Origin of the sequence: Bacillus sp. FSL R9-9530 (assembly GCF_038008145.1) — a bacterium.
Taxonomy (GTDB): Bacteria; Bacillota; Bacilli; order Bacillales; family Bacillaceae_G; genus Bacillus_A; species Bacillus_A mycoides.
Genome location: NZ_JBBOYO010000001.1, coordinates 1,243,627 through 1,266,567, shown reverse-complemented (window position 1 = coordinate 1,266,567; position 22,941 = coordinate 1,243,627). Strand labels below are relative to the sequence as shown.

Sequence of the window (22,941 nt, the reverse complement as noted above, 5' to 3'; positions counted from 1 at the left end):
CTCCTTAATTACGGAAATGATTTCATGGTTATGTTTTGTAAAACCCTCGCTTTTATGTAAAGAAGACAAAAAAATCCAAACTTATATGCTTGAAGAAATATGTAAACAATATACAAAAAGAATAAAAGGAGCTTATTATGAAGCGATTCTTCGTACGTACAGCATTTATATTTTTTTTAATAACAATATGTTCAAATATACATACCGACCCATCTATTGTTCACGCACAGCCACCCTATGCAAAATGGGGTAAACTAGCCGTTGAAAAAACGAAAGAACAATATCCGAAAGCTGAGATTATCGATTACCTTCATATAGGTAGACAACCAAAAACTGTTCAAATAACAGTTGAAAAGTTTAAATTATGGCTACGTGAGGGTGGAAAAGAGTATGGTGTTTTTGTGGATGTAGAGTTTGATACGAAAACAGAGGAATTTTTAAAGATGTCCTTTCAGAAGACAAGTCGGTAAAACAAAAAAACCTCCGTCTTTACATACAGACAGAGGTTTCTTTATGTACTTCTTCCTTAATAAGGAGGATTATTTTTTATATGCAAAGATCGATTCCCTAACATTTTTACTAATCCGCAAATAGCTCCAATAACAACGGATATCCCTATACTATATAAAAATACTCTCCCATATCCACCTATTCTCGGATCTAAAAACGGATATGGGTACCAATTCACGAATGACCCGCGTATTAAGCTATAGACAACATATAAAAGCGGGAAAACAAGCCAACTCGCAGCCTGTTTCCATGTAATGGTCTTCGTAGGTGGATTTATAACCCAATCTAAAATCATCGCTAACGGCATGATGTAATGAAGCACAGTATTTACCCACGGTATCGGTGTTTGAAGTGTCTCTTCTAATCCCCTTAATAACAAAAAATAAATAAGTCCTGTTGTCAGTATGTATACTGTAGCTGCGCCGCGAAGAACTCCAAACTGCTCGGAACGTCCAAATAGGGCTGTCCCCAAACTACTAAATAGTAGAATTACCGCCACTAAAATATTACTTTCAATTGTGAAGAAACTAAAAAAGTTAACTGGATTGAACGGTTTCACTTGTGCCCTTGTAACAAATTGAGTAATAAGTGCACTAAACGCTAGAAGACTTAATAACAGTCTATAAATCGCTATCATTTTTGCACTTCTCATAAAACACCTCATTTCTCTACTTATTTATGATTGGAATTCTCTTTTATATGTTCTATAAATAACTTTAATGGTACGAGGCCACGTTTTGGCATGTGACTACTAATTACAGCTACGAGCTCTAACTGCGGAATGATAATAATGTATTGCCCTCCGTATCCCATAGCAAAATACATACAATACGGTATGTGAAATCTTTCGTTATTTAACACCCACCAGTGATATCCATATGCCCCGACATGTTCATACGTTTCAAATAGAGCTGTACTTGATTGCTCTAACCATTTCGATGATATAATTTCATTTCCCTTCGAATATCCATTCTGCAAACATAATTTTCCTAACTTTAATAAATCTATAGATTTCATTTTCATACCGAATCCCCCGACATATACACCTTGCGGGTCTTGTTGCCATTCATATTCCGTAATGTTTAATGGATCAAATAAATACTTTTTCGCGAACTGCTCCGTCGACATTCCAGTTGATTCTTGAATGATGTAACTAAGTAAGTGAGAAGAACCTGAGTTATAATTCATTTTCATACCCACGTCTTCAATGAACGGCTTTTCTAAAATGAATTGTGCCCAATTGTCTGATTCCACAAAGTCATTCGGGAAAACAACCCCATTGCCGAATTCTTGCCAATCTTCTCCTGTTGTCATCGTTAATAAATGATACAGTGTTAATTCCCTTTTTTTCTCCGGTACATTGGGAATCCATGTTGTGATTGGTGTATGTATATTATTTATAAATCCTTTATCAATTGCGATACCAATTAATATAGATACGATACTTTTTGTAATCGAATTAATTTTAAATAAGTCATTTGCACAGTCTATCGTTTTATAGTACTCAGTCGTTAATTCCCCCTTTTGATAAACAAGAAATGTATTAACCTTTTTCTTTTCAAATTTATTTTGTAATTGCTCGAAATTCAAGAAATCTTCCTCCATCTAAACGGTTATGTAATATTTGTAGTTCATCTCGTTCTCTCTATTAAATCATATTTGTTATTAAAACAAAAAAATAAACTTGCCAGCATTTAATAGCTGACAAGTTTATTTTTATAATTTCGTTCGAACGTTCCAAAGCTCTGGGAAGAAGCATTGATCAAGCACTCGCTTTAAATAAGATACGCCAGAAGAGCCACCTGTTCCCATTTTATGACCAATAATTCGTTCTACCGTTTTCATATGACGGAAACGCCATTGTTGTAGCCAGTCTTCAATATCGATTAATTTCTCTGCAAGCTGATATAAATCCCAATATTTCTGCACGTCCGCATATACTTCTATCCAAGCCGCTTCTACAGTTGCATCCTCTTCGTAAGGCTGCGTAACATCACGATTTAACACATCTTTATGAATTGGAAATCCTTCTTTAACAAGGGCTTGTATCGCCACATCATACAAACTTGGTGCATGAAGTGCTTTATGAAGACGAGCATGTAATTCTGGGTCCTTTTCATAAATTTTTAATGCATGTGGTGTTTTATAACCAAGTGCATATTCAATCATTCGATATTGATACGATTGAAAACCTGAAGCCTGACCAAGTGAATCGCGGAACTCAATATATTCTGATGGCGTTAATGTCGCAAGAATATCCCAAGATTGAATAATTTGCGACTGAATTTTTGATACACGTGCTAACATTTTAAAGGCTGGTGGTAATTTATCTTGTTTAATAGATTCAATCGCTGCATTCAATTCATGTAAAATTAGTTTCATCCAAAGCTCACTCGCTTGATGGATGACGATAAATAACATTTCATCATGATGATCTGATAATCTTTGTTGACTAGATAATAAGCTATCTAGCTGTAAATACTCTCCGTACGTCATATTCTCCTTAAAATCCGTATGAATCCCTTTTTCCATAATTACCTTTTCATTTTCTTTCATATTAGCCAAACGCCCCTTTGTGTTCATTTCTACTTATATTGGTCTAATAACAGCTCGAACTGGACTCCCATCCGCATCTGTTAATGCAAGTGGTAATGCAATAAATTCGTAATCGCCGTCTACTACGTGATCTAGTACGACATTTTCTAAAATATGAATTCCATGTTTAAATAATTGATGATGCGCTGCTAGTTCTTTATCATCTAAAGGATCAACAGATGGTACGTCCACCCCGATTAAACGAATTCCCTTTTCAGAAAGAAAGGCTGCAATATCTGCGCGTAAATGCGGGATTACATCTGGGAATTCATTTGCTTTACCATGTGAAGATGTACGTAATAACAATCGTTCTACACCTTCTAAATGAAAGTTTTCTAATTCCTTTTTCCCGATGCTTTCAAGATTAGAAACGTCAATGATCCGTGCTGGACCAACATAAACTTGAATATCTAAATCCAACACCTTCTTACCGTCATTATCAAAATGAAAAGGTGCATCAATATGAGTACCTGTATGGATACTCATCGTTAACTTTCCGACATTTACTGAGCCACTGTCTTCTTTTGACCATGAAACTTCATACGAGAACGGTGTATCCCCTGGCCATGTCGCGATATCATTATTTAGCGGTTGTGAAATATCAATCCACTGCGATGTTTTCATGCTTACGCCACAACCTCTCGCTTATTTTCAAAGTTTTTATATTCTTCATTTTTCATAATGTTCTTTAAGATTTGTACAGAATTCCATACTTCCTCATACGTATTGTATAAAGCAACAGGCGCAAGTCTAACTCCATTTGGAGCTCTAAAGTCTGGAATAACCCCATTTGCTTTTAACGCTTTACATATACGTGCCGCCTCGGCATGTTCTAAATAAATATGCCCGCCTCGTTTTTCATCCTCTAATGGATTTCCAATTGTAAATTCAAAGCCTTTTAATTCATGTTCAATTAAATCAAGCATATATCTCGTAATATGTAATGATTTTTCACGTAACTTTTCAATACCAGCTTCTTTAAAAATTTCAAGAGAACCGATTAATGGTGCAGTACTTAATACGTGAGGTGTCCCTATTTGATAAGCTCCAGCATGGTCAGCCGCAGTTAATGAATGCTCCATATCAAATTGCTTATCTTTTCTAGAACTAAACCAACCAGATAATCCTGGGAGTCTATTAAAGTGTTTATTATTTACATAAAGGCCTGCAACACCACCAGGACCTGCATTTAAATATTTATAATTACACCATACAGCGAAATCTACATCCCACTCTTTAAAATGATGCGGAATGGAGCCGATTGAATGACATAAATCAAAACCGATATGAATACCACGTTTATGAGCTTCAGCTGTTAATCGCTTCATATCAAGAATTTGTCCACTCCTATATAGTACAGAAGGCAATAATATTAAAGCGATATCATCGGTCATCGCATGAATAATATCATCTTCAGAAAGTGTTCTTCCATCTCGGCTTTTCACTCGTACTAAATGTTCATCTGGATCTAAGCCTTTTAAACGAATTTGACTCTGAAGTGCATAAATATCTGACGGAAAAGTTAATTCATCCGCAAGAATTTTTGTTCGTATTCCTTTTGGCTCATAAAACGTCGCAATAACTTGATGTATATTCGCAGTCGTGGAACCGGTTACAATCATTTCTTCCGGTAAAGATCCAATAAGAGGTGCTGTCAATTCACCCAATTTCTCCGAAAGGAAAAACCATGGATGCTCACCTTCAGTCCATCCATCAATCCCAAACTCTTTCCATGAATCTAGCAAGGTAAGTAACGATTTCTCTGCTCTTTTTGAAAGCAACCCTAAAGAGTTACCATCTAAATATATTGTTCCTTCTTTTTTATAAAATTCAGATTGAAAATCTTTCAGTTCATCATGTTTATCACATTCAAGCGCATACTCATAAGTTGGTTGAAATGGTTCTTTATACATGGTGTCACCTTCTTTTAATTTTCTTTTTATTCTAACTAATTAAAATATATCACTTAAATTGATATAACGTCAATGATATTATGTCAGTTGACTTTATATACAAACTTCTTTTACAATACAATTATATTTTCAGATATTTCAGTATAAAGAGGTGATTCCTTGAAAAATTTTACTCCTTCAACAAGAAAACACCGCTCCTTAGAAACAAAAAAGAAACTATTACATTCCGGTTATACTATGTTTATAAAAAACGGATTTCAGAAAACTACAATCACGCAAATTATTAAACATGCAGAAACTGGTTATGGAACAGCATATGTATATTTTAAAAACAAAGATGCTCTCCTCGTCGTTTTGATGGAAGATGTTATGAATCGCTTTTATGATATTGCTGATCGCTCTTTTTCCCCTCAAACAAAGGCTGAAGCACGAGATATGATTCAGAATCAAGTACGCGCTTTTTTACAGTTAGCACAAGAAGAAAGAGCTATATTACAAGTTGTTGAAGAAGCAATAAGAACCTCAAAAGAAATACGTCAAAAATGGGATGAGATTCGCGAACGCTTTGTAACACGGATTATACAAGACATTACTCATTCCCAGGAAAATGAATTAGTACGAACTGAGTTAAATAAAGAGATTGTCGCATGTGGCTGGTTCTCTATGAATGAAACGTTTCTTTGGACAATCGTGCAAAATGATAAAGAACTAGAATTAGAAGAAATTGTACATACTTTAACGGTAATGTATACGACGGGGTTATATAAATAGCACATTATAACCTCAATAAACCGTTACTCAATATGCTTAGTAACGGTTTATTTAAAATATTTTATTAACGATACAATAATACAAAAAAGTGATGTAGGTAATAGCAAAAGCCCCATATTCTTATTCTCTTTTTCATCCTTCTTAACGTTTTGTATCCCCATACCGGCAAGCATAAACCCTAAAAGTAATTGTAAAATGAGCATACTTTGCTTTGAATCATCATTCCAACTGTAAATAGAATAGCCCATTATAATAAAAGCGAGTATGAATGTGATAATTCTAATCATAAAAACACCCCCCTGTGTGATTCTATTGTTTTAACCTACTCACCATTCCAACAATAAACTTATACTCAGCTCTACTTTTCCTTACTTTCTTAAAGCCCTCTTTCGTATCAAAAATAAAACACGTTTTCCGAAACCAAATCCGTACATATAAAGACTCAAAATAAATAGGTTTAATAATTCCTCGTTCCTCGAATTCAGTTCCATCTTTATTTTCGGTTTCCGTTCGAATGAACCACCTATTCCCGATTCCAATTTCAATATACTTCACATGCTACCCCCCTTCAGGAAATCTTCTTTCTAATTATTCTATTATTTCCCTGGCAAGCGCACATTCCGACAGAACGTGAGCCCATAAAGAAAAAGTAGATTACAAAAATCTACTTTTATAGCCTAAATTTTTGCATACGTTTATAAAACGTACTGCGTGGCACATCTAATAGTTTTGCAGCTAATGAAACATTTCCGTTCGTCTTTTCTAGCGCTTCAATCATGCTATCACGCTGTATTTTTTCACGGAAATTTAATGTATGCTCCGTTTTATTTTCTGCTTGCAATTCAAGTTGATGTTGATTTCCAATCATTGTTTGTAATAAAAAAGAGATTTGTTTTTCGCATATTTCCCGTCCTTGCGACAAAATGTATATGCGTTCTAATACATTTAATAATTCTCGAATATTTCCGGGCCATGTATGCTGTAAAAATTGATTACAAATACTCTTTGGAAATACAACATTCCAATCCTTTCGTTCACAAAAATGTTGTATGAAGTACGGAATATCCTCTTTTCTTTCTATTAACGACGGAACATATAGCGGATAAACATGTAAACGATAATATAAATCTTGACGGAATTTCCCTTCTTCTACTAATCGTAGTAAATCTTTATGTGTCGCAGTAATAATACGAATATTTACTGGTACCTCTTTTGAACTACCAATTGGGGTTACTGTTCGTTCTTGCAAAACACGCAATAATGCCACTTGCATCTCTGGCGGCACTTCACCAATTTCATCTAAAAATATTGTTCCTCCGTCTGCTTGTTCGAATTTCCCTTTATATCCTTGGCGCCGCGCACCTGTAAATGCACCTTCAGCATAACCGAATAATTCACTTTCCATTAATTCTTTCGGTAATGAACCGCAGTTAACAGCTATAAAAGGACCGTTTTTTCTTGGACTATTTTCATGAATCGCTCTCGCTACATATTCTTTCCCTACACCTGTTTCACCACATACATATACACTAGCGTCAGTTGGTGAAACAAGCTTAATTTCTTCTAAAGTATGTTGAAATACGCTGCTTGTCCCAATAACTCCAGGGAAAGTAATTCCGTTTATAAACGGATAAGGAGAAAATAAATTTTCTTGTTTATTTTCCTTTAAGTAAATACATTTCCCGATCATTCTATCATTACTATATACCGGTACCTCTAATTTAGGTTTCAATCCATTGTGCATTAAATCTTCAAGTTTCATTCGTGACCAATTACATACTCGTTCACGAACCCTCTTGCTCGCAGAAACGATAACATCACGATGGTTACAAATAACAACTTGTTCTTCACTGTCAATTACATCTAAAAAACGATGGATTAAATGCAGTTCATTTTGATGTACTCGAATACTACATTCACGTTCAATCGCATGCGCGATCGAAGTTACCATTCCGAGCATATATGGATGTGAAAACTCAATTGGACAGGAGAAATCTAGAACACCAATTAATTTCCCATCATCATTATGAATCGGAGAGGCCGCACAGCTCCAGCTATGAGATGCGACAGAATAATGCTCTGTACCACTTATCATAATAGCCTCTTCAATCTGTAACGCTGTTCCTATCGCATTTGTACCAACAGCTGCTTCCGTCCATTTCACACCTTCAATAAAATTAATATGTTTCGCTCGTTTCAAAGTTTGCTGATTCCCACTTAATGATAGAACATAACCATCTGGATCAATTAATAATGCCATCATTTGCAGTTCATCAATGGTTTTTCTCATATTTTGTATTTGAGGTATTGCTATATCAAGGAAGATTTCACTCTTTTTCTTTTGATCCTGAAAAATATCAGAAGACAAAATTTTCTGACCTTTATTCATATGAGGATTCACATTTGCTTGTTTACATCGATGCCATGACTCTGAAATTCTTTCGTTTATACGGTTCGAATCAAGGACTCCTTCATCCACAAACTTTTTCCATGTATGTAAGTAAAACGGTGAAGCTAACATTGTATCATCTCCCCTATTAATTGTTTTGGAGATTTATAAAACATACTTTTATTATAAAACTGAATAAAAGCGTTTTCAATACAACTAGAAAGATGACACAAATATGTTAATAATTTGAATATCTTAATAAACTTCTTTATTCTTTTTTAGTAGAACTATATTTTGTATAATGGACGCAAAGAAAATACATAACCAAAACCACTTTTGTGGGTTGCCGTTTATAAAGAAAACTATCACCGCTATTGCAAATAAAATGGTGGATGCTAAACTAAAATATAATTTTGTTTTAATTCCCATTATTCCTCACCCCTCTATCACTTTACAGTACATACTAACTCTTCATTTTTTAACTCTAATATGTACTCCTGTAAAACATATTCTTTCCCGCCATGTTTTTCATACCAATCATGTATTCTTTTAACATGTATCTTGTCGCTTCTAATTTTTGATTCAATTTCTTTATACTGTTCATAACTATCATATTCCCATATTGCAAATACTTCAGTCGTACCATCATTATTATCTTTCATCCAGCGTCCTATTAAACGAGAACCATATTTTATTTGATTAGGTAAATTAGTATAATTGAAATGATCATTAAATATTTCTATGAATTCATTTTTTACTACATAGTATTTCCTTCTGTAAAACATACTTCTTCACCACTTTTATGAAAAGTATCAGTAAACCTTCCCATTACTACCGTATTATAATACTTACCATCTGACAGTTTTTTATCATTTTTTAGAATACCTTCTACCTCCAAACCTAACTTTTTATAAAGCTGAATAGCTTTCTCATTTGTCTCTAACACTTGCAATGATATCTTTTTCACTTCATTTTCATCAGCCCACTGAATAGATTGTTGCAATAGACTCTTACCCATTCCATATCCCCAAAACTCTCTTAAAATACAAACACCAAACTCTACTTTATGGGATAATCTCTTCAAATTTGATCCTTCACATCTCGAAAATCCTACGATTCGGTTGTGCACTTCTGCAACTAAAAAAAGATTCTTCATCTCTTCACTATCTGTTTTTACTATTTTTTGAAACCCTATCTTATCAATAAACCCCTCTCCAGCTTCTCTATCCATATTTTCAGTTTCGCCATCGATCTGAACTCTAATTTCTGATAACTGCTCAGCATCCGTTTGAACTGCAGAACGAACTGTATAAGTTAATCCATTTATATGAAACTCTTGTCCTTTTATAATCATTTCAAACTCCTTTTAAATGAGGTCTATTGACGCTATTACAATTTCTTTACCTTGTTTCTCAAATTGTTGAATCGTTTCTTTACTAGCCCCTTCATCTGTTATTATAAGGTCAATTTCTATCAGTGACTCTCCTTTTATAAAGCAGTCTATTCCAAGTTTATTATGAGGAGCTAAACAAATATTTCTTCTAGAAATTTTACTTACTGTTTTTCCAAAATAAGCAACTTCCGGTGTCGCAGTACTTATACCATTCAATGAAATACCGCCACCTGTAGAGAAATAAAGATCAATAGAGAATCTACTTATCAATTCAGAGGCCAGTGTATCTGTCATATTTCCTGATGGTTTCACTTTTCCACCAATTAAGTACGTATCAATGTTCTTATATTCTCGTAACTTACTAGCAATTTCTAAAGCATTCGTAATAACTGTAAATGATGTTTCAGGTAAATACTTTAACATGGCATAATGAATGGAAGCCCCGCCAATAAAAACGGAATCTCCTTCTTGTATGTAGGATACAGCAACTTTCGCAATCGCGTCTTCATCTATTGAACTATCACGATAACGTTTCGATGGTTCGGCAGCTAAGTTTCTCACTCGCGTAAGTTCAACTGCACCTCCGTACGTTCTTTTTAATAAACTCTCTTTCTCCATAATAGTTAGATCTCTTCTTATAGAATCAATAGACATATCAAAACTTTCCGCAAGATCCTTTGCGATTACTCTTCCATCTCTCTTAAGTAACTCTAAAATTTTCTCTCTACGCTCTTCAGTGAACATGTTATCACCACCATTATTGAAGATTCAGAAATTTAATCTTTATTTTAATTATATGCATGCTTTTTCTGTATTACAATATTTTCAACTCTTATTTATTCAGCTTTATACAGTTTTTCTCCCTCTTTCTATCCCATTAACTTGAAAACGAAATAAATGTATATTTGCATATTCCACAAACATACTTCCATTTCCCTTCCTACTGATGTAAAATTATTCCTATGTTTTACTTTTTAATACAGAAAGGGATTACTATGAAGTCTATAATTAAAGTAACTTGTACAGCATTATTATTTACAGGAATAATGGCAGGATGTAGTGGAAATACTGCACCAAAACAAGAAAAGAGCGCTTTTGAAAAGGATGCAATGCACTATGGGGAAATATTTAAAAACGAATACTATAGAGCAACTGTTGAAAATGCAAAATTCGATAAAATAGACAAAGAGTGGCGTCTCACAGCTCGCGTTACTATAAATAATGCTCGTGCTGACGGACAAACGATAGATCTTTCAGAAATAAAATATTTCATAAAAGATGAAAAAACGGGTGAAAAATACGAAGGTGAATTTATACAAAATGAAAATGCTAAAAAGGTTCCATCTGAGTTTTCTTTAACTACCGACATTGTATTTAATATGAAAACTTCTCCAAAAGATTTAAATAATATGTATTTATACATAGATAGCAAAGCTGCGCCGTTAACAGATACATATTGGAAACTTGATAATTTAGCATCTAAATAAAAAACAGTCATATAAGACTGTTTTTTTGTTTGTAAAGTTATAAAGTTTACTAGTTACTTTTCTCAAGCAATACATCTTTTGCACAAATCGTCACTTCTTCAAATGGGCAATCAAATAAAACACCCAATTCGAAACCTTCATTAGTAAGATCTATTTCATGACATAACCACCAAGCACCTTCAAAATTTTCCGGAATAGAACATTTCGTTACGCCTGTAAAAGTTACTTCCAGTTTGTCAAATTCACTGAAAGTACCACTGCAATCTAAAGTTATGATTAGCGTATCTTTTGATCTTCTCTCTACTGATTTGACTACACTGTCATGTAGTGAGTATTCATGTAGTTGAACGACATTCTGCGCGAGCTTTTCTTTTATAGCATTATAATTATCTATATAAGCTTGTTCTAAATCATTCATTCTTTTCTCATAATCTTCTGTCCAATCAAGCATAAGTTTCTTTAACTTTTCTGATGGGTATTCTGACTTAATTGTATTGTCATGAATGTATGGATGTAGTGACTTAGGTAGAAACTTTAATAAATCTTCTTTCTTTTCTTCCATGTCTTCTCTCAAACTTTTCTTATAATCCATTCCTACCTTTTCGCTCTCTCGCAAAATCTCTTCCCATTCTTCTAATGTTTCTGAGAAAATTAAAAATCCAGATACTTGCATTTCTTTATACCAATCTTTATTGAAATACTTCAATGGCTTTCCTCCTAAAACATTTCAACATCCAACAAAAGCAATATATCTATTTATTATATCATTCCAATAGCTATTTTTTCTAAAGAATAAATGCAAAAATGTAAATATTCCGCCTATTATTTCTAAAACTTCAGAATATTTACAAAAATGTGAAATTAGAATACATTTTACATGTACAAGTTTTACATGTACAAAAATCTAAACAAAAAGGGATGGTTATATGTTGAAGAAATTAGTAGCAGGGACATTAGTAGCAGGTTTTGCATTAACTGGAGGATTAGGAGTAGTAAGTGCTGCAGAAAAAGATAATACAATTAAATCATTTGATTATTTAAAAGTTGATGAAAAGAATGTTAATTCATTCACAAAATTAAGCGATCAATCAAAAAAAGACATCCAAATTACTATGGTACTACCTAAGCAAAATGAAAATGGAGATTGGTTAGCTTATGGCTTTACTAGCAGAGAAACATTGAATGCTTTTATTGAAAAGGATAAAAAGGCACTTAAAAATAAAATTAACCCTTTAGGTAGTGGTGCTGGTAGTACCGATTTTTATGAGCATCAAAATAAAGGTGGACAGTATATTTATTGGAGCAGTGGCTTTAAAAACCTACCTTCTAGCTGGAACGACAGAATTTCTTCTGTAAGTACAGCTTCACCTTCTGCAAGTTATTCAACAACGCTATGGGAACATTCTTCAACTCAAGGATATGGAAAAGGTGTCTCCTTTAGACACTCTGATTGGTATGGTCAAACTGCTAATTTAGCTGCAGATTGGAACGATATAACTTCAGCTATTGAAATTAAATAGTAACAGCGCATTTCAATTAAATAAGTGAAGAAGTTTCAAAATCACTATACTCTCATCGATTAAAAAAACATGAGAGTATAGTGATTTTTCTAGTATCTTTTTATACATATTGCTACTTAAATATTATTTATTAAAAAGACCAGTCCTATTAGACTGGTCTTTTTACCTTCAAGCATGTACAGCATGTCCTACTGCCTGCAATAATGCTTCATGGATTGCTTCAGATAAAGTTGGATGTGCTGCAATATAATCTCGCATTATATCAGCTGTAACTTCTGTATGAATCATCACCGTTCCTTGTCCGATTAGTTCGGTTGCACGAGGACCGATAATAGAAATCCCTACAATTTCTTGATATTTAGGTTCCACAATAACTTTTACTTTCCCCGTTTGTTCTCCAATAATAAGCGCTTTTCCGTTCGCTGTAAATGCGAATTCTCCGATGAGGATGTCACCGTATTGCTCTCTTGCTCCTTTTTCTGTTAAACCGACACTAGCAATTTCTGGAGCTGTATAAATACAGCGAGGTACAGCATGATAGTTTACTTTCACATCTTCTCCGCTCGCGTGTAATGCCGCTGTCGTTCCTTCATGGAAGGCAACGTGAGCAAGCTGTATTCCACCAATCACATCACCCGCTGCATAAATATGTGATCTATTTGTTTGCATATGTTCATTCACAGAAATTCCTTTATTTGAAAATTGAATGCCTGCTTTTTCTAAAGCTAATTCTTGTACACGTGGTTTTCGACCTACAGAAACGAGAATGAATTCCGGGTTGGCTTCTTGGATACTTCCTTCATATTCAAATGAAGCCTGCTTCTTATAATTATTTAATCCTTTTAAAGCCGCTCCTGTAAATATTTTTACGCCATCATTTTCTAGTTTCTCCCTTAAAATTTGTGCGATATCTTCATCTTCACCAGGTAATAATTGCGATGCCATTTCAACAATCGTAACTTTTGTTCCAAGACGACTATAAATGCTTGCAAACTCGCAACCTATTACACCACCACCAACGATTAATAATGATTTTGGTATATTTTCTAGGGACATTGCATGACTACTATTTAAAATCCACTTCCCATCAAATGGAGCAAAAGGTAATTCAGTTGGTTCTGATCCTGCCGCTATAATGAACTGTTCTCCATCTACTACATCTTCTTTATCACCGTGTGTAACTCGCATACGGTGATCCGTTTCAAATTTCGCTTTACCTTGTATAACTTTTATTTTATTTTTCTTCATTAAATATTGGATTCCTTGGACGAGCTGCGTTACGATTTGTGATTTTCTCGTCTGTATTTGTTTCCAATCAATTGATATATTCTGCTTATCTACTAATACTCCAAAACGATTCGCATGATTAACAATATCGTATACTTCCGCACTTTCTAACAATGATTTCGTAGGCATACAACCGAAATTTAAACAGGTCCCGCCAAGATCAGCTTCATCAATAAGAGTGACATCTTTTCCATTTTGAGCCGCGGTAATTGCCGCTACATAACCAGCAGGTCCGCCCCCAATAACAACTAAATTACTCATTTTCTCACCTTCTCTTTATAAAAGAATTGTTACAGGTTCTTCTAAATAACGTTTAATTGTGCGTAAAAATGCAGCTGCTGGTGCACCGTCTAGTACACGATGATCGAATGTTAAACTTAAAGGTAACATACTTCCTTTTCTTAATTTTTTCCCTTTATATACAGGAACATGTTCAATTGCACCTACACCTAAAATACCAGTTTCAGGTGTATTTAATACTGGCGTAAAATATTCAATACCGAAGCTACCTAAATTACTAATTGTAAATGTTGTCCCTTGCATATCATCACTACTTAAACTGCCTGCTCGTGCCTTTTGTGCCACATTTTTAATCTCTTTAGATAACTCTACTAAAGATAGATTATTAGCAAAGCGAATAGCTGGAACGACTAATCCTTTTTCTAACGCGACCGCCATACCTAAATGAACATGTTCAAATTGATGAATGGCATCATTTATATACGCGCTGTTCATTTCTTTATGCTCTCTAAGCGCTAATACAACAGCACGAGAAACGAAATCAGTAATAGTTAGTTTGTTATCGTATCGTTTTTGTACAACTTCCGCTATTTCTTTATGTAAAGCAACTAAATCTGTAACATTTACTTTCATCGTTAATGTTAATTGCGCACTATTTTGTAGGCTTGCATGCATACGGTTCGCAATTGCCTTCCGCATACCAGTAACAGGAATGACTTTACTTTCTTCTTGTTCAAGTACTTCTGGAATCGGCACTCTTTCTTCAAGCACCTTTAACACATCTACCTTTGTAATTCTTCCACCAGGACCTGTACCAACTAATGCCTTGATATCCAGATTTTCAGACTTTGCAATTTTCTTCGCAACAGGTGAAATTTTGATTCTTTGATTTGCTATTTCTTTCGCATATGGTTCTGGATGTTGTATATTTTTAGGTTCTGGATTAGGTATTTTTTCTTCTACAACATTTGTACTTTCATAGACTTCTATTTTTTCGTCCGGTTTACCGATGTAGCAAATTACAGTACCCGGCGGCACTCCCTCATCTTCACTTACAGCTATATCAAGAACAGTTCCATCAGCTGGTGCTTCTATTTCAGTTTCGATTTTTTCCGAGTTAATACTAGCAATTAGTTCACCTTTTTCTACATTATCACCTGCTTTAATATTCCAGCTCGTAATAATACCTTCTTTCATCGCCATACCTAACTTCGGCATTACAACTTCTACAGCCATGTTTCTCTCTCCCTTCTCATCGTTTCATTACACACGTAATAAAGATTGGTCTCCGATCATCTCTGATACAGTTTCAATTACTTTCTCCGGCGTTGGTAAATATAACTTTTCAAGTGGTGGCGAAAACGGAACTGGTGTATGTGGCGCTGTAATTCGTTTAATAGGTGCATCTAACAAATCGAATCCTTTATCCGCTACAATTGCCGCAATATCTGTTGCGATACTACATCTTGGATTTGCTTCGTCAATAACAATTAGGCGATTCGTTTTTTCAACAGATGCTAAAATCGTATCTTCATCCAGCGGTGATAAAGAACGTGGATCGATTACTTCTACTTCGAGTCCTTTTTCCGATAATTGCTTTGCAGCCGCAAGTGCTGTATGAACTTGTTTTCCAATTGCAACGATTGTTACATCAGAACCTTCACGTTTAATATCTGCTTTTCCTAAAGGAATTGTATAGTACCCTTCTGGTACTTCGCCTTTCATATTGTAAAGTGTTTTATCTTCAAAGAAGATTACTGGATCGTCATCTTCAATTGCCGCTAATAATAAGCCTTTTGCGTCATAAGGAGTGGAAGGAACGACAACTTTTATACCTGGAATGCTCGTAAATAACGCATATAAACTTTGTGAATGCTGTGCCGCTGCGCTAAATCCAGCACCGTGCATCGTACGTACTGTAACTGGCACTTTCGCTTTTCCACCGAACATATAGCGGAACTTTGCACCTTGGTTTAATACTTGATCAAGACAACTACCGATAAAATCATTAAACATTAATTCAGCTATCGGGCGTAAACCTGTTGCAGCAGCTGCCATCGCCGCTCCCATATAACCCGCTTCTGAAATTGGAGTATCTAAAATACGATTTCGACCAAATTCTTGTACAAGTCCTTTCGTAACACCGAGTACACCGCCCCATGCTTCATCATCTTGCAAGTGATCCACTTGTGCACCGCCTGCAACATCTTCTCCGATTAAAATTACATTTTCATCACGACGCATTGATATTTTCATCGCTTCATTAATTGCAGTTGACATACTTACTGTTCTAGTCATTATTTTTCACCCTCCTCTTATTTGTAAGAAACGTATACATCTTTTAATAATTCTTCATCTTCCGGATATGGACTATTTTCACTAAATTCAATTGATTGTTGCACTGCTTCATCTACTGCCTTTTCCATATCCACAAGTTCAGATTCTGTTAATAAAGCTTCATGAATTAAATGCTTACGGAAATTCACAATCGCATCTTTTTCATTTAATTGTTCTTCTTTTTCTTCTGAAGTTTTATATGTTTGCGCTTCACCTTCGAAATGACCGTAATTACGATATGTCATACATTCAATTATTGTTGGACCACCGCCATTACGCGCACGTTCTACTGCTTCTTCCGCCGCTTTATACACTGCAAGTAAATCTTTTCCATCTACTTGAACACCCGGAATATTGTAAGCTTTCGCTCGATCTGCAATGGAATCACAACTTGACGCATATTCAAATGTTGTTGCTTCACCGTAACCGTTATTTTCTGCGATAAAAATAACTGGTAACTTCCAAATCGCTGCTAAATTAACCCCTTCATGGAATGTTCCTTCATTATTTGCTCCGTCACCGAAGAAGCAAACACTTACATCTTTCGTTCCTTTATATTTAGCTGTTAATGCCGAACCACAAGCAAGTGGAAAACCTCCGCCTACAATCCCATTTGCACCAAGCATTCCTTTATCTAAATCGGCAATATGCATTGAACCACCTTTACCTTTACATAACCCTGTCGCTTTCCCAAAAAGTTCGGCCATCATGCCATTTAAATCACAACCTTTTGCGATACAATGGCCGTGACCTCTATGCGTACTTGTAATACTGTCACTATCTGTTAAGTGGGCACATACACCAACTGCTACTGCTTCTTCACCAGCGTATAAATGAACGAAACCTGGCAGAACGCCTTGCGCGAACAATTCATGCACCTTGTCTTCAAACTTACGAATCTCTAACATTTTTTCATACATCCAACGAGCTTGTTCTTTCGTAATTTCATTCCCTTTACTTTCAGTTGTTTTTAACATGTCCAGCCCTCCTATTTTCTTGTTCATCTTTTATATTGCAAGTACTGTGCCAAATTCTAATCCCTGATTTAATAGGTTTTCTCTTTTCTTTCATAATAAAAAAGTGGACAAAATGAGACATCTGTCTCGTTTTGTCCACTTTTGTTCACCTAATTTGAGAATTATTATCTTATTCATTATCAAAACTCTTCTGTAATTTCCGAATGTAAATAATTTGACCAATGTGATACGCGTTATGAGTCGTTACATTAGCTAATACTTCCCACCACTTCGCAGATACAGGAAATCCAATTACATCACTTTCAACCTTGTCTTCATTTATGAGACTTTGCCATTGTAACAGTTTCTCTAATAGTTTTTCTCTTAACTCTTCAAATGTTTGATTATCTGAAAGCATAAAACTTTTGTTATTATCACCAATAGCAGGCACAGCATTAACATTTGATTCTTTGTACCTAGTTTGCCACGTCGTATTCCAATACAGTAAATGTTGTACAATTTCAGCTATACTATTACACTCTTCATTCGGTTTCCAGAAAGCTTCTCTCTCAGATAAATCCTTAACTGCATCTGAAAATGGAATATACCAACTGGGATCATTCGCATTTGCTAATAACTGATCTGCTAATACGTCTTTAACATGGAACACTTTGCTTCCCCCCATTAAAAAGATTCATTTCAAGACAATACTCACTTCTCTATATACGCTGAGTTTGCCAGATCCCCTCTTTTTAGCCTTAATCCCAAACATATGCACATAAAGAAACCAAAAGCACCTAATCCATAAGCTGTTGTATATCCACTTTCCCCGATAATCCATCCTGCAAGTCCTGGTCCAATCATTTGACCAACTGCATAGAAAACGGATATAAAACTAATTGCCATTGAGACATATTTCGGAGATACTTGCTTTGAAGCAGCAACTTGAATTAATAAAAGGATACCTCCGAGGCCGGAACCCCAAATAATTGCCGACATGATAAAGCCAATGGTATGTCCAAATATAATTGGAATCATATCACCTATTACAGCTAATAAAAGTGCAATACATAACGTCTTCTTTATACCAATCCGATCCGAAATCAATCCCCAGACAGGAGCTCCTACGATTGAAAACATTCCTGCAATCGCATAAACAGTTCCCGAAATTGATGCCGAAATACCATTATTAATCATAAAACTAGTTTGATATAAATTTGGAATTAAATAAACAACGCCCACAATAAAATACATCCATGCAATGATGTATAGCTCTTTCGTTTTCCATAAAAACGACTTATTATTCCTTTCCTCCTCATCTTCAGTAACTTCTGGATTTTTCAAAACAATTGAGGCAACGAATACAACAATACATGTAATAATTCCAAACAAAAGCCATGAACCACGCCAACTATACTCTGGAAATGTACGTACTATATAAGGAACAATTATTCCACTAAATAGCATGCCTATGCCAGCACCGCTTAATAATAGCCCCATTGCAGTTCCTCTTTTTTCTGGAAAACATCCTACTGTTATTGACATGAGTGGTGTATATACAAGGGCACTACCAGCTCCAGAACATAGCATAAAAATAGCAGCTATCCAAACTGAAGGAACAAATGATAATCCTATTAAACTTATAACGACGAGCCAACTCCCTATTAATAAAACTGATTTTGCTCCAAAACGGATAGTAAGTATTCCAGATGTTCCGACTGTTAATAAATACCCTAAAAAGAGTATAGTTCCTAACATACCTGCTTGAGCTGTAGATAAATGGAGTCCTTCTTGCATAAACGGTAATATAATTCCATATGCCATACGTGCAAAACCCGTCGTTGTTATAATAAGAAACATTCCTGTTAATACAAATATCCAAAAATGACTTTCATTCCGTTCTTTCATTTAAATTCCTCCATAAAAAGTTATTTCCAATTGGATGTTGTTTGTAATTATAATGACCATTACAAAAAGCAACTACCAAATGACGGAGGAATTTACGGTATAGCGGATTATTCCTGTTTTACGTTAATAAATACGTAAAATTTCTGATGGATTCATTCCATACTTTTTACGAAATAACTCTGAAAAATGACTGACATTATTGTATCCAACTGCAAATGCCGTTTCGGTCACATTACTATTTCCCGAACGCAGTAAATCTATCGCATGCTCCATACGCTTTTCTCGTAAATATGCAAATGTGGACATCCCAAATAATTCTTTAAACCCAATTTTTAATTTATAATCATTTAACTCTACTATTTTAGCTAATTCTAATAATGATGGGGGTGATTCCATTCGTTGAAGTAAAATTTCTTCAGCCTGTTTTATTTTATTCAAATCCTGTTTTGATAATTGACTCCTTTTATTTGCATCACAATCATTAAGCAACACTCTCCCAAAATGTATAGAAAGCAATTCGAGTGCTTTACTTTCTATTTCTAGTTGATTAATACGATCCTTTTGGGGATGCTCTATCATTCTCTTAATAAGATTAGATGTTATAGAATCAATTGGATTTTGAAACTTTTTAAAAGATTGATTTCCTAATATAGAATGAAAATCAAGACTTTTTTCAATAGCATTATTCATCATGAAATGATTAAACAATTGTACAGGAATCCCAATCGCTAATGAATATAGAGGCGTTTCTTTTTCATATTCAAATACTACATCAAAATCATTCATAAAATATAAATAGCTATTTCCAGTCATTAATTCATACGAAGAATGACCAACTTGCACTTCTCCGAACCCTTGTAAACAAAAATTAAGCTCTACCATTGCTGCATCAGATGCAAACTGGATACGATGATTTTTATGAAATTGATAATTTGATAACACAATTTCCATTCCTGAAAACGAAGTCCATCTTCGTATTTCACCCATACCTATTGTTTTTGGAACATTCATATGTCTTTCCTCTACAACTTGTAAACCATAAAAATATTTATGAAAAATATCATGAAAACCGTTAGTCTCCATGAAACCCACACTCCTTTTATGTAAAAATCAAAATTTAATTGATAATTATTTTCAATTATATCAAATATCTTTATACAATAAATAGATTTTCTCCTTATAACTCGTTATGATAAAAGAAAAAGAAAGCGAGCGAACAATGAATACAAAAATCGCGATTATTACAGGGGCATCAAGTGGATTCGGACTTTTAACGACACTTGAACTTGCAAAAAAAGACTATTTTGTCATTGCTACAATGCGAAATCTTGAAAAACAAGTAGACTTAATATCTCAAGCTACTAAACTCCACTTACAACAAAATATAAAAGTTCAACAATTAGATGTAACAGATCAAGGTTCTATACATAACTTCCAATTATTTTTAAAAGAAATAAACAGAGTAGATCTTCTCATTAATAATGCAGGATATGCAACTGGGGGCTTTGTAGAAGAAATTCCAGTAGAGGAATACCGTAAACAATTTGAAACGAACCTTTTTGGAGCTATATCAATCACTCAGCTTGCCTTACCATATATGAGAGAACAGAAAAGCGGAAAAATCATTAATATTAGCAGCATTAGCGGCCAAGTCGGATTCCCTGGTTTATCCCCTTACGTTTCTTCAAAATATGCATTAGAAGGCTGGAGTGAATCCCTTCGCTTAGAAGTAAAGCCTTTCGGGATAGACGTTGCCTTACTTGAACCTGGTTCTTATAACACGAACATATGGGAAGTTGGTAAACAACTAGCTGAAAACAAATCTGATACAACCTCTCCTTACAAAGAATATATGGATAAAATACAAAAGCACATAAACAATGGCAACGATACACTTGGTAATCCGATGGATGTTGCAAATAAAATCGTAGAAATTGCTGAAGCAAAACATACTACTTTACGATATCCAATTGGAAAAGGTGTCAAATTCATGATCTTAGCGAAGAAGATTCTTCCTTGGAGATTGTGGGAGTTTCTTGTATTGAGGAGCTTTAAGAAAATGTAAGTAACTTTATTGAAAAAATATGTAAGGGGTGCTAATTAAATGCTAGGTTTACCCTATGGTAAAGTGTTTTTAGTTCCGTGGTCCGAAGAGTGGGAATTTGAGTTTTCAAAAGAAAAACAATTAATTGAGGAACACATTGGAAAATATATTTTAGCGATACACCATATTGGAAGTACTTCCATCCCGCATTTAAGCGCAAAACCTATTATTGATATTGCGATTGAATTAAAAGATTACATAAATGGTATAAAATGTATTAAAAACCTAGAACAATTAAATTATAAATATAGAAAACATGTATTACCCGAAAGGTATTATTTCAATAAAGGTGAGCCAAGAACTCATCAAATTCATATGTATGAACAAGGGAATCCATATTTAATAGAACAATTAAAATTCAGAGATTACTTAATAGACAATAAAACTTCTCGTATGCAGTATGAACAGTTAAAGATTCAACTTTCAAAAGCTAACCCAAATGATAAGCATAAATATGCAGAGGATAAAACAAATTTCATTAAATCCATATTGGCTAAAATAAATGATTAAATTGCGAAGACCGAACTTCGTACACATAATAAGAAACCATTCATGTATAGATGAATGGTTTCTTATTAATTAGTTATCTCATTATTTGTACCATCAATAATCATTTTATTATGCAGCAGGTGGAACGAAGTAAAATAGCATCGAAGTCATAAAAATAAATGCAAATAATCCAATTATCGAAAAAATATATTCTTTCGATTCTCTATCATACTTCCATTCCATCCATGTCCTTAGGATCCACGTAACCCCTAAATAAGTGAAAATGATAAACCAAATATTAGCGCTTTCGAATTTAAAGATGTAAATAAAACTAATTATTAAATAAACAAAAAGCAGTCCTATTTCCAATTTTTTATGTAAGCTATTTACATATTTATTATATCCCCAAAACCCGCTCTTTGGCATATTCAATTTTTTTCTTAAAAATCGATCCAAAAAGTAGCCCGCTATACAAAAAACAAAAATTATAATCCAAAATGTATAGGTTCTCAATATCATTCCTCCTATTACTTCATTGAATTGTTTAAAATAAAGTGGACTATATTAACGGTTATTGAACGAGTATTCTTGAATGATTCTCATTAAAAATGATCGATTCTGCACGTAAGAAAGGGGTTTTCATTTCTTCTCTCCCTCTTCCTTTAAATTTATACTATATTAAAGGAAGAAATATAGTATGAACCCTGTTATTATTAATGCTGCAACTCCTAATAATGAAATCAAAAACTCCCGCGATTCCTTATCATATTTCCACTCCATATATGATTGAAATCCATATAACGTAATAAAAAACAAAAGAGGTACATAGCCCATATATATACGATTTGGAAGAAAAGTGCTTATAGCAATAACAACTATATAAGAGGAAATAATAATTCTATTTCCCCATTTATGTGTATCATTCACATATTGGTTATTCCATCCTTTTTGTTTCGGTATATTTAACTGTCTTCTCGCAATTCTTTCAAAAACCAATAAAGATAGCACCCATAAAATTAATAAGGATATTTTTGTAACTGAC

Annotated in this window: 27 protein-coding genes; 6 read left to right on the top strand and 21 right to left on the bottom strand. The window is 34.2% G+C overall.

The window, feature by feature from the left end; translation table 11 throughout:
* Positions 1–137 precede the first annotated feature (137 nt).
* Positions 138–470: a DUF3889 domain-containing protein gene (locus tag MKX66_RS06315; RefSeq protein ID WP_088039514.1), complete on the top strand. Its 333-nt coding sequence runs from the start codon at positions 138–140 to the stop codon at positions 468–470.
* A 56-nt stretch (positions 471–526) separates the two neighbouring features.
* On the opposite strand, the gene MKX66_RS06310 is transcribed toward MKX66_RS06315, so the two are convergent.
* The 5 genes from MKX66_RS06310 to kynU all read right to left on the bottom strand — a co-directional run bounded on the left by MKX66_RS06310 (position 527) and on the right by kynU (position 5,018).
* Entirely contained in the window at positions 527–1,162 is a 636-nt protein-coding gene (locus MKX66_RS06310; RefSeq protein ID WP_215589738.1) for a Pr6Pr family membrane protein, read from the bottom strand.
* Between the two features lie 20 nt (positions 1,163–1,182).
* Complete coding sequence (locus tag MKX66_RS06305; protein ID WP_002136669.1) at positions 1,183–2,100, bottom strand: serine hydrolase domain-containing protein; 918 nt, start codon at positions 2,098–2,100, stop codon at positions 1,183–1,185.
* A 126-nt stretch (positions 2,101–2,226) separates the two neighbouring features.
* Positions 2,227–3,066: a tryptophan 2,3-dioxygenase gene (kynA, locus tag MKX66_RS06300; RefSeq protein ID WP_000661975.1), complete on the bottom strand. Its 840-nt coding sequence runs from the start codon at positions 3,064–3,066 to the stop codon at positions 2,227–2,229.
* Between the two features lie 33 nt (positions 3,067–3,099).
* Complete coding sequence (gene kynB, locus MKX66_RS06295; protein WP_341085794.1) at positions 3,100–3,729, bottom strand: arylformamidase; 630 nt, start codon at positions 3,727–3,729, stop codon at positions 3,100–3,102.
* Positions 3,730–3,731: 2 nt separating this feature from the next.
* Complete coding sequence (kynU, locus tag MKX66_RS06290; protein WP_341085793.1) at positions 3,732–5,018, bottom strand: kynureninase; 1,287 nt, start codon at positions 5,016–5,018, stop codon at positions 3,732–3,734.
* Between the two features lie 159 nt (positions 5,019–5,177).
* Here kynU and MKX66_RS06285 point away from each other — a divergent pair, with 159 nt between their 5' ends.
* Positions 5,178–5,789 carry a TetR/AcrR family transcriptional regulator gene (locus MKX66_RS06285; protein WP_341085792.1) on the top strand — a complete coding sequence of 204 codons (612 nt, stop codon included), beginning with the start codon at positions 5,178–5,180 and terminating at the stop codon, positions 5,787–5,789.
* A 47-nt stretch (positions 5,790–5,836) separates the two neighbouring features.
* On the opposite strand, the gene MKX66_RS06280 is transcribed toward MKX66_RS06285, so the two are convergent.
* The 6 genes from MKX66_RS06280 to MKX66_RS06255 form a co-directional block, all read right to left on the bottom strand.
* On the bottom strand, positions 5,837–6,076 hold the full coding sequence (locus MKX66_RS06280; RefSeq protein ID WP_341085791.1) for a DUF3953 domain-containing protein: 240 nt from the start codon (positions 6,074–6,076) through the stop codon (positions 5,837–5,839).
* A gap of 22 nt (positions 6,077–6,098) precedes the next feature.
* Complete coding sequence (locus MKX66_RS06275; RefSeq protein ID WP_000873838.1) at positions 6,099–6,344, bottom strand: DUF3977 family protein; 246 nt, start codon at positions 6,342–6,344, stop codon at positions 6,099–6,101.
* 115 nt (positions 6,345–6,459) lie between these two features.
* The gene (locus tag MKX66_RS06270; protein WP_256486183.1) at positions 6,460–8,310 is read right to left on the bottom strand and encodes a sigma-54-dependent Fis family transcriptional regulator; all 1,851 of its coding nucleotides are present in this window, start codon (positions 8,308–8,310) and stop codon (positions 6,460–6,462) included.
* Between the two features lie 314 nt (positions 8,311–8,624).
* Positions 8,625–8,963: an NIPSNAP family protein gene (locus tag MKX66_RS06265; RefSeq protein ID WP_326997320.1), complete on the bottom strand. Its 339-nt coding sequence runs from the start codon at positions 8,961–8,963 to the stop codon at positions 8,625–8,627.
* Positions 8,936–9,532 carry a GNAT family N-acetyltransferase gene (locus MKX66_RS06260; RefSeq protein ID WP_149190584.1) on the bottom strand — a complete coding sequence of 199 codons (597 nt, stop codon included), beginning with the start codon at positions 9,530–9,532 and terminating at the stop codon, positions 8,936–8,938. Before MKX66_RS06260 ends, MKX66_RS06265 begins: the two co-directional genes overlap by 28 nt.
* A gap of 12 nt (positions 9,533–9,544) precedes the next feature.
* Complete coding sequence (locus MKX66_RS06255; RefSeq protein ID WP_326997322.1) at positions 9,545–10,315, bottom strand: DeoR/GlpR family DNA-binding transcription regulator; 771 nt, start codon at positions 10,313–10,315, stop codon at positions 9,545–9,547.
* A gap of 251 nt (positions 10,316–10,566) precedes the next feature.
* Between MKX66_RS06255 and MKX66_RS06250 the strand changes: the two genes are divergently transcribed.
* A complete protein-coding gene (locus MKX66_RS06250; RefSeq protein ID WP_016101293.1) occupies positions 10,567–11,058 on the top strand; it encodes a hypothetical protein in 492 nt (163 codons plus the stop codon).
* A 49-nt stretch (positions 11,059–11,107) separates the two neighbouring features.
* Here the strand turns inward: MKX66_RS06250 and MKX66_RS06245 are convergent, their stop codons facing one another.
* Positions 11,108–11,764: a DUF4085 family protein gene (locus MKX66_RS06245; protein ID WP_326997323.1), complete on the bottom strand. Its 657-nt coding sequence runs from the start codon at positions 11,762–11,764 to the stop codon at positions 11,108–11,110.
* Positions 11,765–11,984: 220 nt separating this feature from the next.
* Between MKX66_RS06245 and MKX66_RS06240 the strand changes: the two genes are divergently transcribed.
* Positions 11,985–12,578 carry a hypothetical protein gene (locus MKX66_RS06240; RefSeq protein ID WP_061674243.1) on the top strand — a complete coding sequence of 198 codons (594 nt, stop codon included), beginning with the start codon at positions 11,985–11,987 and terminating at the stop codon, positions 12,576–12,578.
* Between the two features lie 168 nt (positions 12,579–12,746).
* Here the strand turns inward: MKX66_RS06240 and lpdA are convergent, their stop codons facing one another.
* From lpdA to MKX66_RS06205, 7 genes are all read right to left on the bottom strand, one after another.
* On the bottom strand, positions 12,747–14,126 hold the full coding sequence (lpdA, locus tag MKX66_RS06235) for a dihydrolipoyl dehydrogenase (RefSeq protein ID WP_215589742.1): 1,380 nt from the start codon (positions 14,124–14,126) through the stop codon (positions 12,747–12,749).
* 15 nt (positions 14,127–14,141) lie between these two features.
* Positions 14,142–15,341, bottom strand: a complete 1,200-nt coding sequence (locus tag MKX66_RS06230) for a dihydrolipoamide acetyltransferase family protein (RefSeq protein ID WP_326997324.1) — start codon at positions 15,339–15,341, stop codon at positions 14,142–14,144.
* 27 nt (positions 15,342–15,368) lie between these two features.
* Positions 15,369–16,403: an acetoin:2,6-dichlorophenolindophenol oxidoreductase subunit beta gene (acoB, locus tag MKX66_RS06225; protein ID WP_002085142.1), complete on the bottom strand. Its 1,035-nt coding sequence runs from the start codon at positions 16,401–16,403 to the stop codon at positions 15,369–15,371.
* Positions 16,404–16,420: 17 nt separating this feature from the next.
* Positions 16,421–17,419 (bottom strand): acetoin:2,6-dichlorophenolindophenol oxidoreductase subunit alpha, encoded by a 999-nt coding sequence (acoA, locus tag MKX66_RS06220; RefSeq protein ID WP_215589744.1) that lies wholly within the window; start codon positions 17,417–17,419, stop codon positions 16,421–16,423.
* A 169-nt stretch (positions 17,420–17,588) separates the two neighbouring features.
* Complete coding sequence (locus tag MKX66_RS06215; protein ID WP_002085139.1) at positions 17,589–18,068, bottom strand: DinB family protein; 480 nt, start codon at positions 18,066–18,068, stop codon at positions 17,589–17,591.
* A gap of 41 nt (positions 18,069–18,109) precedes the next feature.
* Positions 18,110–19,306, bottom strand: coding sequence for an MFS transporter (locus tag MKX66_RS06210; protein WP_341085789.1), 1,197 nt, complete (start codon positions 19,304–19,306; stop codon positions 18,110–18,112).
* Between the two features lie 123 nt (positions 19,307–19,429).
* The gene (locus MKX66_RS06205) at positions 19,430–20,389 is read right to left on the bottom strand and encodes a helix-turn-helix domain-containing protein (protein ID WP_215589746.1); all 960 of its coding nucleotides are present in this window, start codon (positions 20,387–20,389) and stop codon (positions 19,430–19,432) included.
* A gap of 136 nt (positions 20,390–20,525) precedes the next feature.
* Here MKX66_RS06205 and MKX66_RS06200 point away from each other — a divergent pair, with 136 nt between their 5' ends.
* Complete coding sequence (locus tag MKX66_RS06200; protein WP_326997326.1) at positions 20,526–21,371, top strand: oxidoreductase; 846 nt, start codon at positions 20,526–20,528, stop codon at positions 21,369–21,371.
* Positions 21,372–21,410: 39 nt separating this feature from the next.
* Positions 21,411–21,920, top strand: coding sequence for a GrpB family protein (locus MKX66_RS06195; protein WP_326997327.1), 510 nt, complete (start codon positions 21,411–21,413; stop codon positions 21,918–21,920).
* Between the two features lie 108 nt (positions 21,921–22,028).
* Here MKX66_RS06195 and MKX66_RS06190 read toward each other — a convergent pair whose 3' ends face one another.
* A complete protein-coding gene (locus MKX66_RS06190) occupies positions 22,029–22,412 on the bottom strand; it encodes a DUF4181 domain-containing protein (protein ID WP_341085787.1) in 384 nt (127 codons plus the stop codon).
* A 165-nt stretch (positions 22,413–22,577) separates the two neighbouring features.
* Positions 22,578–22,895 carry a DUF4181 domain-containing protein gene (locus MKX66_RS06185; protein WP_080784428.1) on the bottom strand — a complete coding sequence of 106 codons (318 nt, stop codon included), beginning with the start codon at positions 22,893–22,895 and terminating at the stop codon, positions 22,578–22,580.
* Between the last annotated feature and the right edge of the window lie 46 nt (positions 22,896–22,941).

Coding starts and splice junctions, on each gene's coding strand:
- MKX66_RS06315 (WP_088039514.1), top strand. CDS start 138: ATGAAGCGATTCTTCGTACGTACAGCATTTATATTTTTTTTAATAACA.
- MKX66_RS06310 (WP_215589738.1), bottom strand. CDS start 1,162: ATGAGAAGTGCAAAAATGATAGCGATTTATAGACTGTTATTAAGTCTT.
- kynA (WP_000661975.1), bottom strand. CDS start 3,066: ATGAAAGAAAATGAAAAGGTAATTATGGAAAAAGGGATTCATACGGAT.
- kynB (WP_341085794.1), bottom strand. CDS start 3,729: ATGAAAACATCGCAGTGGATTGATATTTCACAACCGCTAAATAATGAT.
- kynU (WP_341085793.1), bottom strand. CDS start 5,018: ATGTATAAAGAACCATTTCAACCAACTTATGAGTATGCGCTTGAATGT.
- MKX66_RS06280 (WP_341085791.1), bottom strand. CDS start 6,076: ATGATTAGAATTATCACATTCATACTCGCTTTTATTATAATGGGCTAT.
- MKX66_RS06270 (WP_256486183.1), bottom strand. CDS start 8,310: ATGTTAGCTTCACCGTTTTACTTACATACATGGAAAAAGTTTGTGGAT.
- MKX66_RS06265 (WP_326997320.1), bottom strand. CDS start 8,963: ATGTTTTACAGAAGGAAATACTATGTAGTAAAAAATGAATTCATAGAA.
- MKX66_RS06260 (WP_149190584.1), bottom strand. CDS start 9,532: ATGATTATAAAAGGACAAGAGTTTCATATAAATGGATTAACTTATACA.
- MKX66_RS06255 (WP_326997322.1), bottom strand. CDS start 10,315: ATGTTCACTGAAGAGCGTAGAGAGAAAATTTTAGAGTTACTTAAGAGA.
- MKX66_RS06250 (WP_016101293.1), top strand. CDS start 10,567: ATGAAGTCTATAATTAAAGTAACTTGTACAGCATTATTATTTACAGGA.
- MKX66_RS06240 (WP_061674243.1), top strand. CDS start 11,985: ATGTTGAAGAAATTAGTAGCAGGGACATTAGTAGCAGGTTTTGCATTA.
- lpdA (WP_215589742.1), bottom strand. CDS start 14,126: ATGAGTAATTTAGTTGTTATTGGGGGCGGACCTGCTGGTTATGTAGCG.
- MKX66_RS06230 (WP_326997324.1), bottom strand. CDS start 15,341: ATGGCTGTAGAAGTTGTAATGCCGAAGTTAGGTATGGCGATGAAAGAA.
- acoB (WP_002085142.1), bottom strand. CDS start 16,403: ATGACTAGAACAGTAAGTATGTCAACTGCAATTAATGAAGCGATGAAA.
- acoA (WP_215589744.1), bottom strand. CDS start 17,419: ATGTTAAAAACAACTGAAAGTAAAGGGAATGAAATTACGAAAGAACAA.
- MKX66_RS06210 (WP_341085789.1), bottom strand. CDS start 19,306: ATGAAAGAACGGAATGAAAGTCATTTTTGGATATTTGTATTAACAGGA.
- MKX66_RS06205 (WP_215589746.1), bottom strand. CDS start 20,389: ATGGAGACTAACGGTTTTCATGATATTTTTCATAAATATTTTTATGGT.
- MKX66_RS06200 (WP_326997326.1), top strand. CDS start 20,526: ATGAATACAAAAATCGCGATTATTACAGGGGCATCAAGTGGATTCGGA.
- MKX66_RS06195 (WP_326997327.1), top strand. CDS start 21,411: ATGCTAGGTTTACCCTATGGTAAAGTGTTTTTAGTTCCGTGGTCCGAA.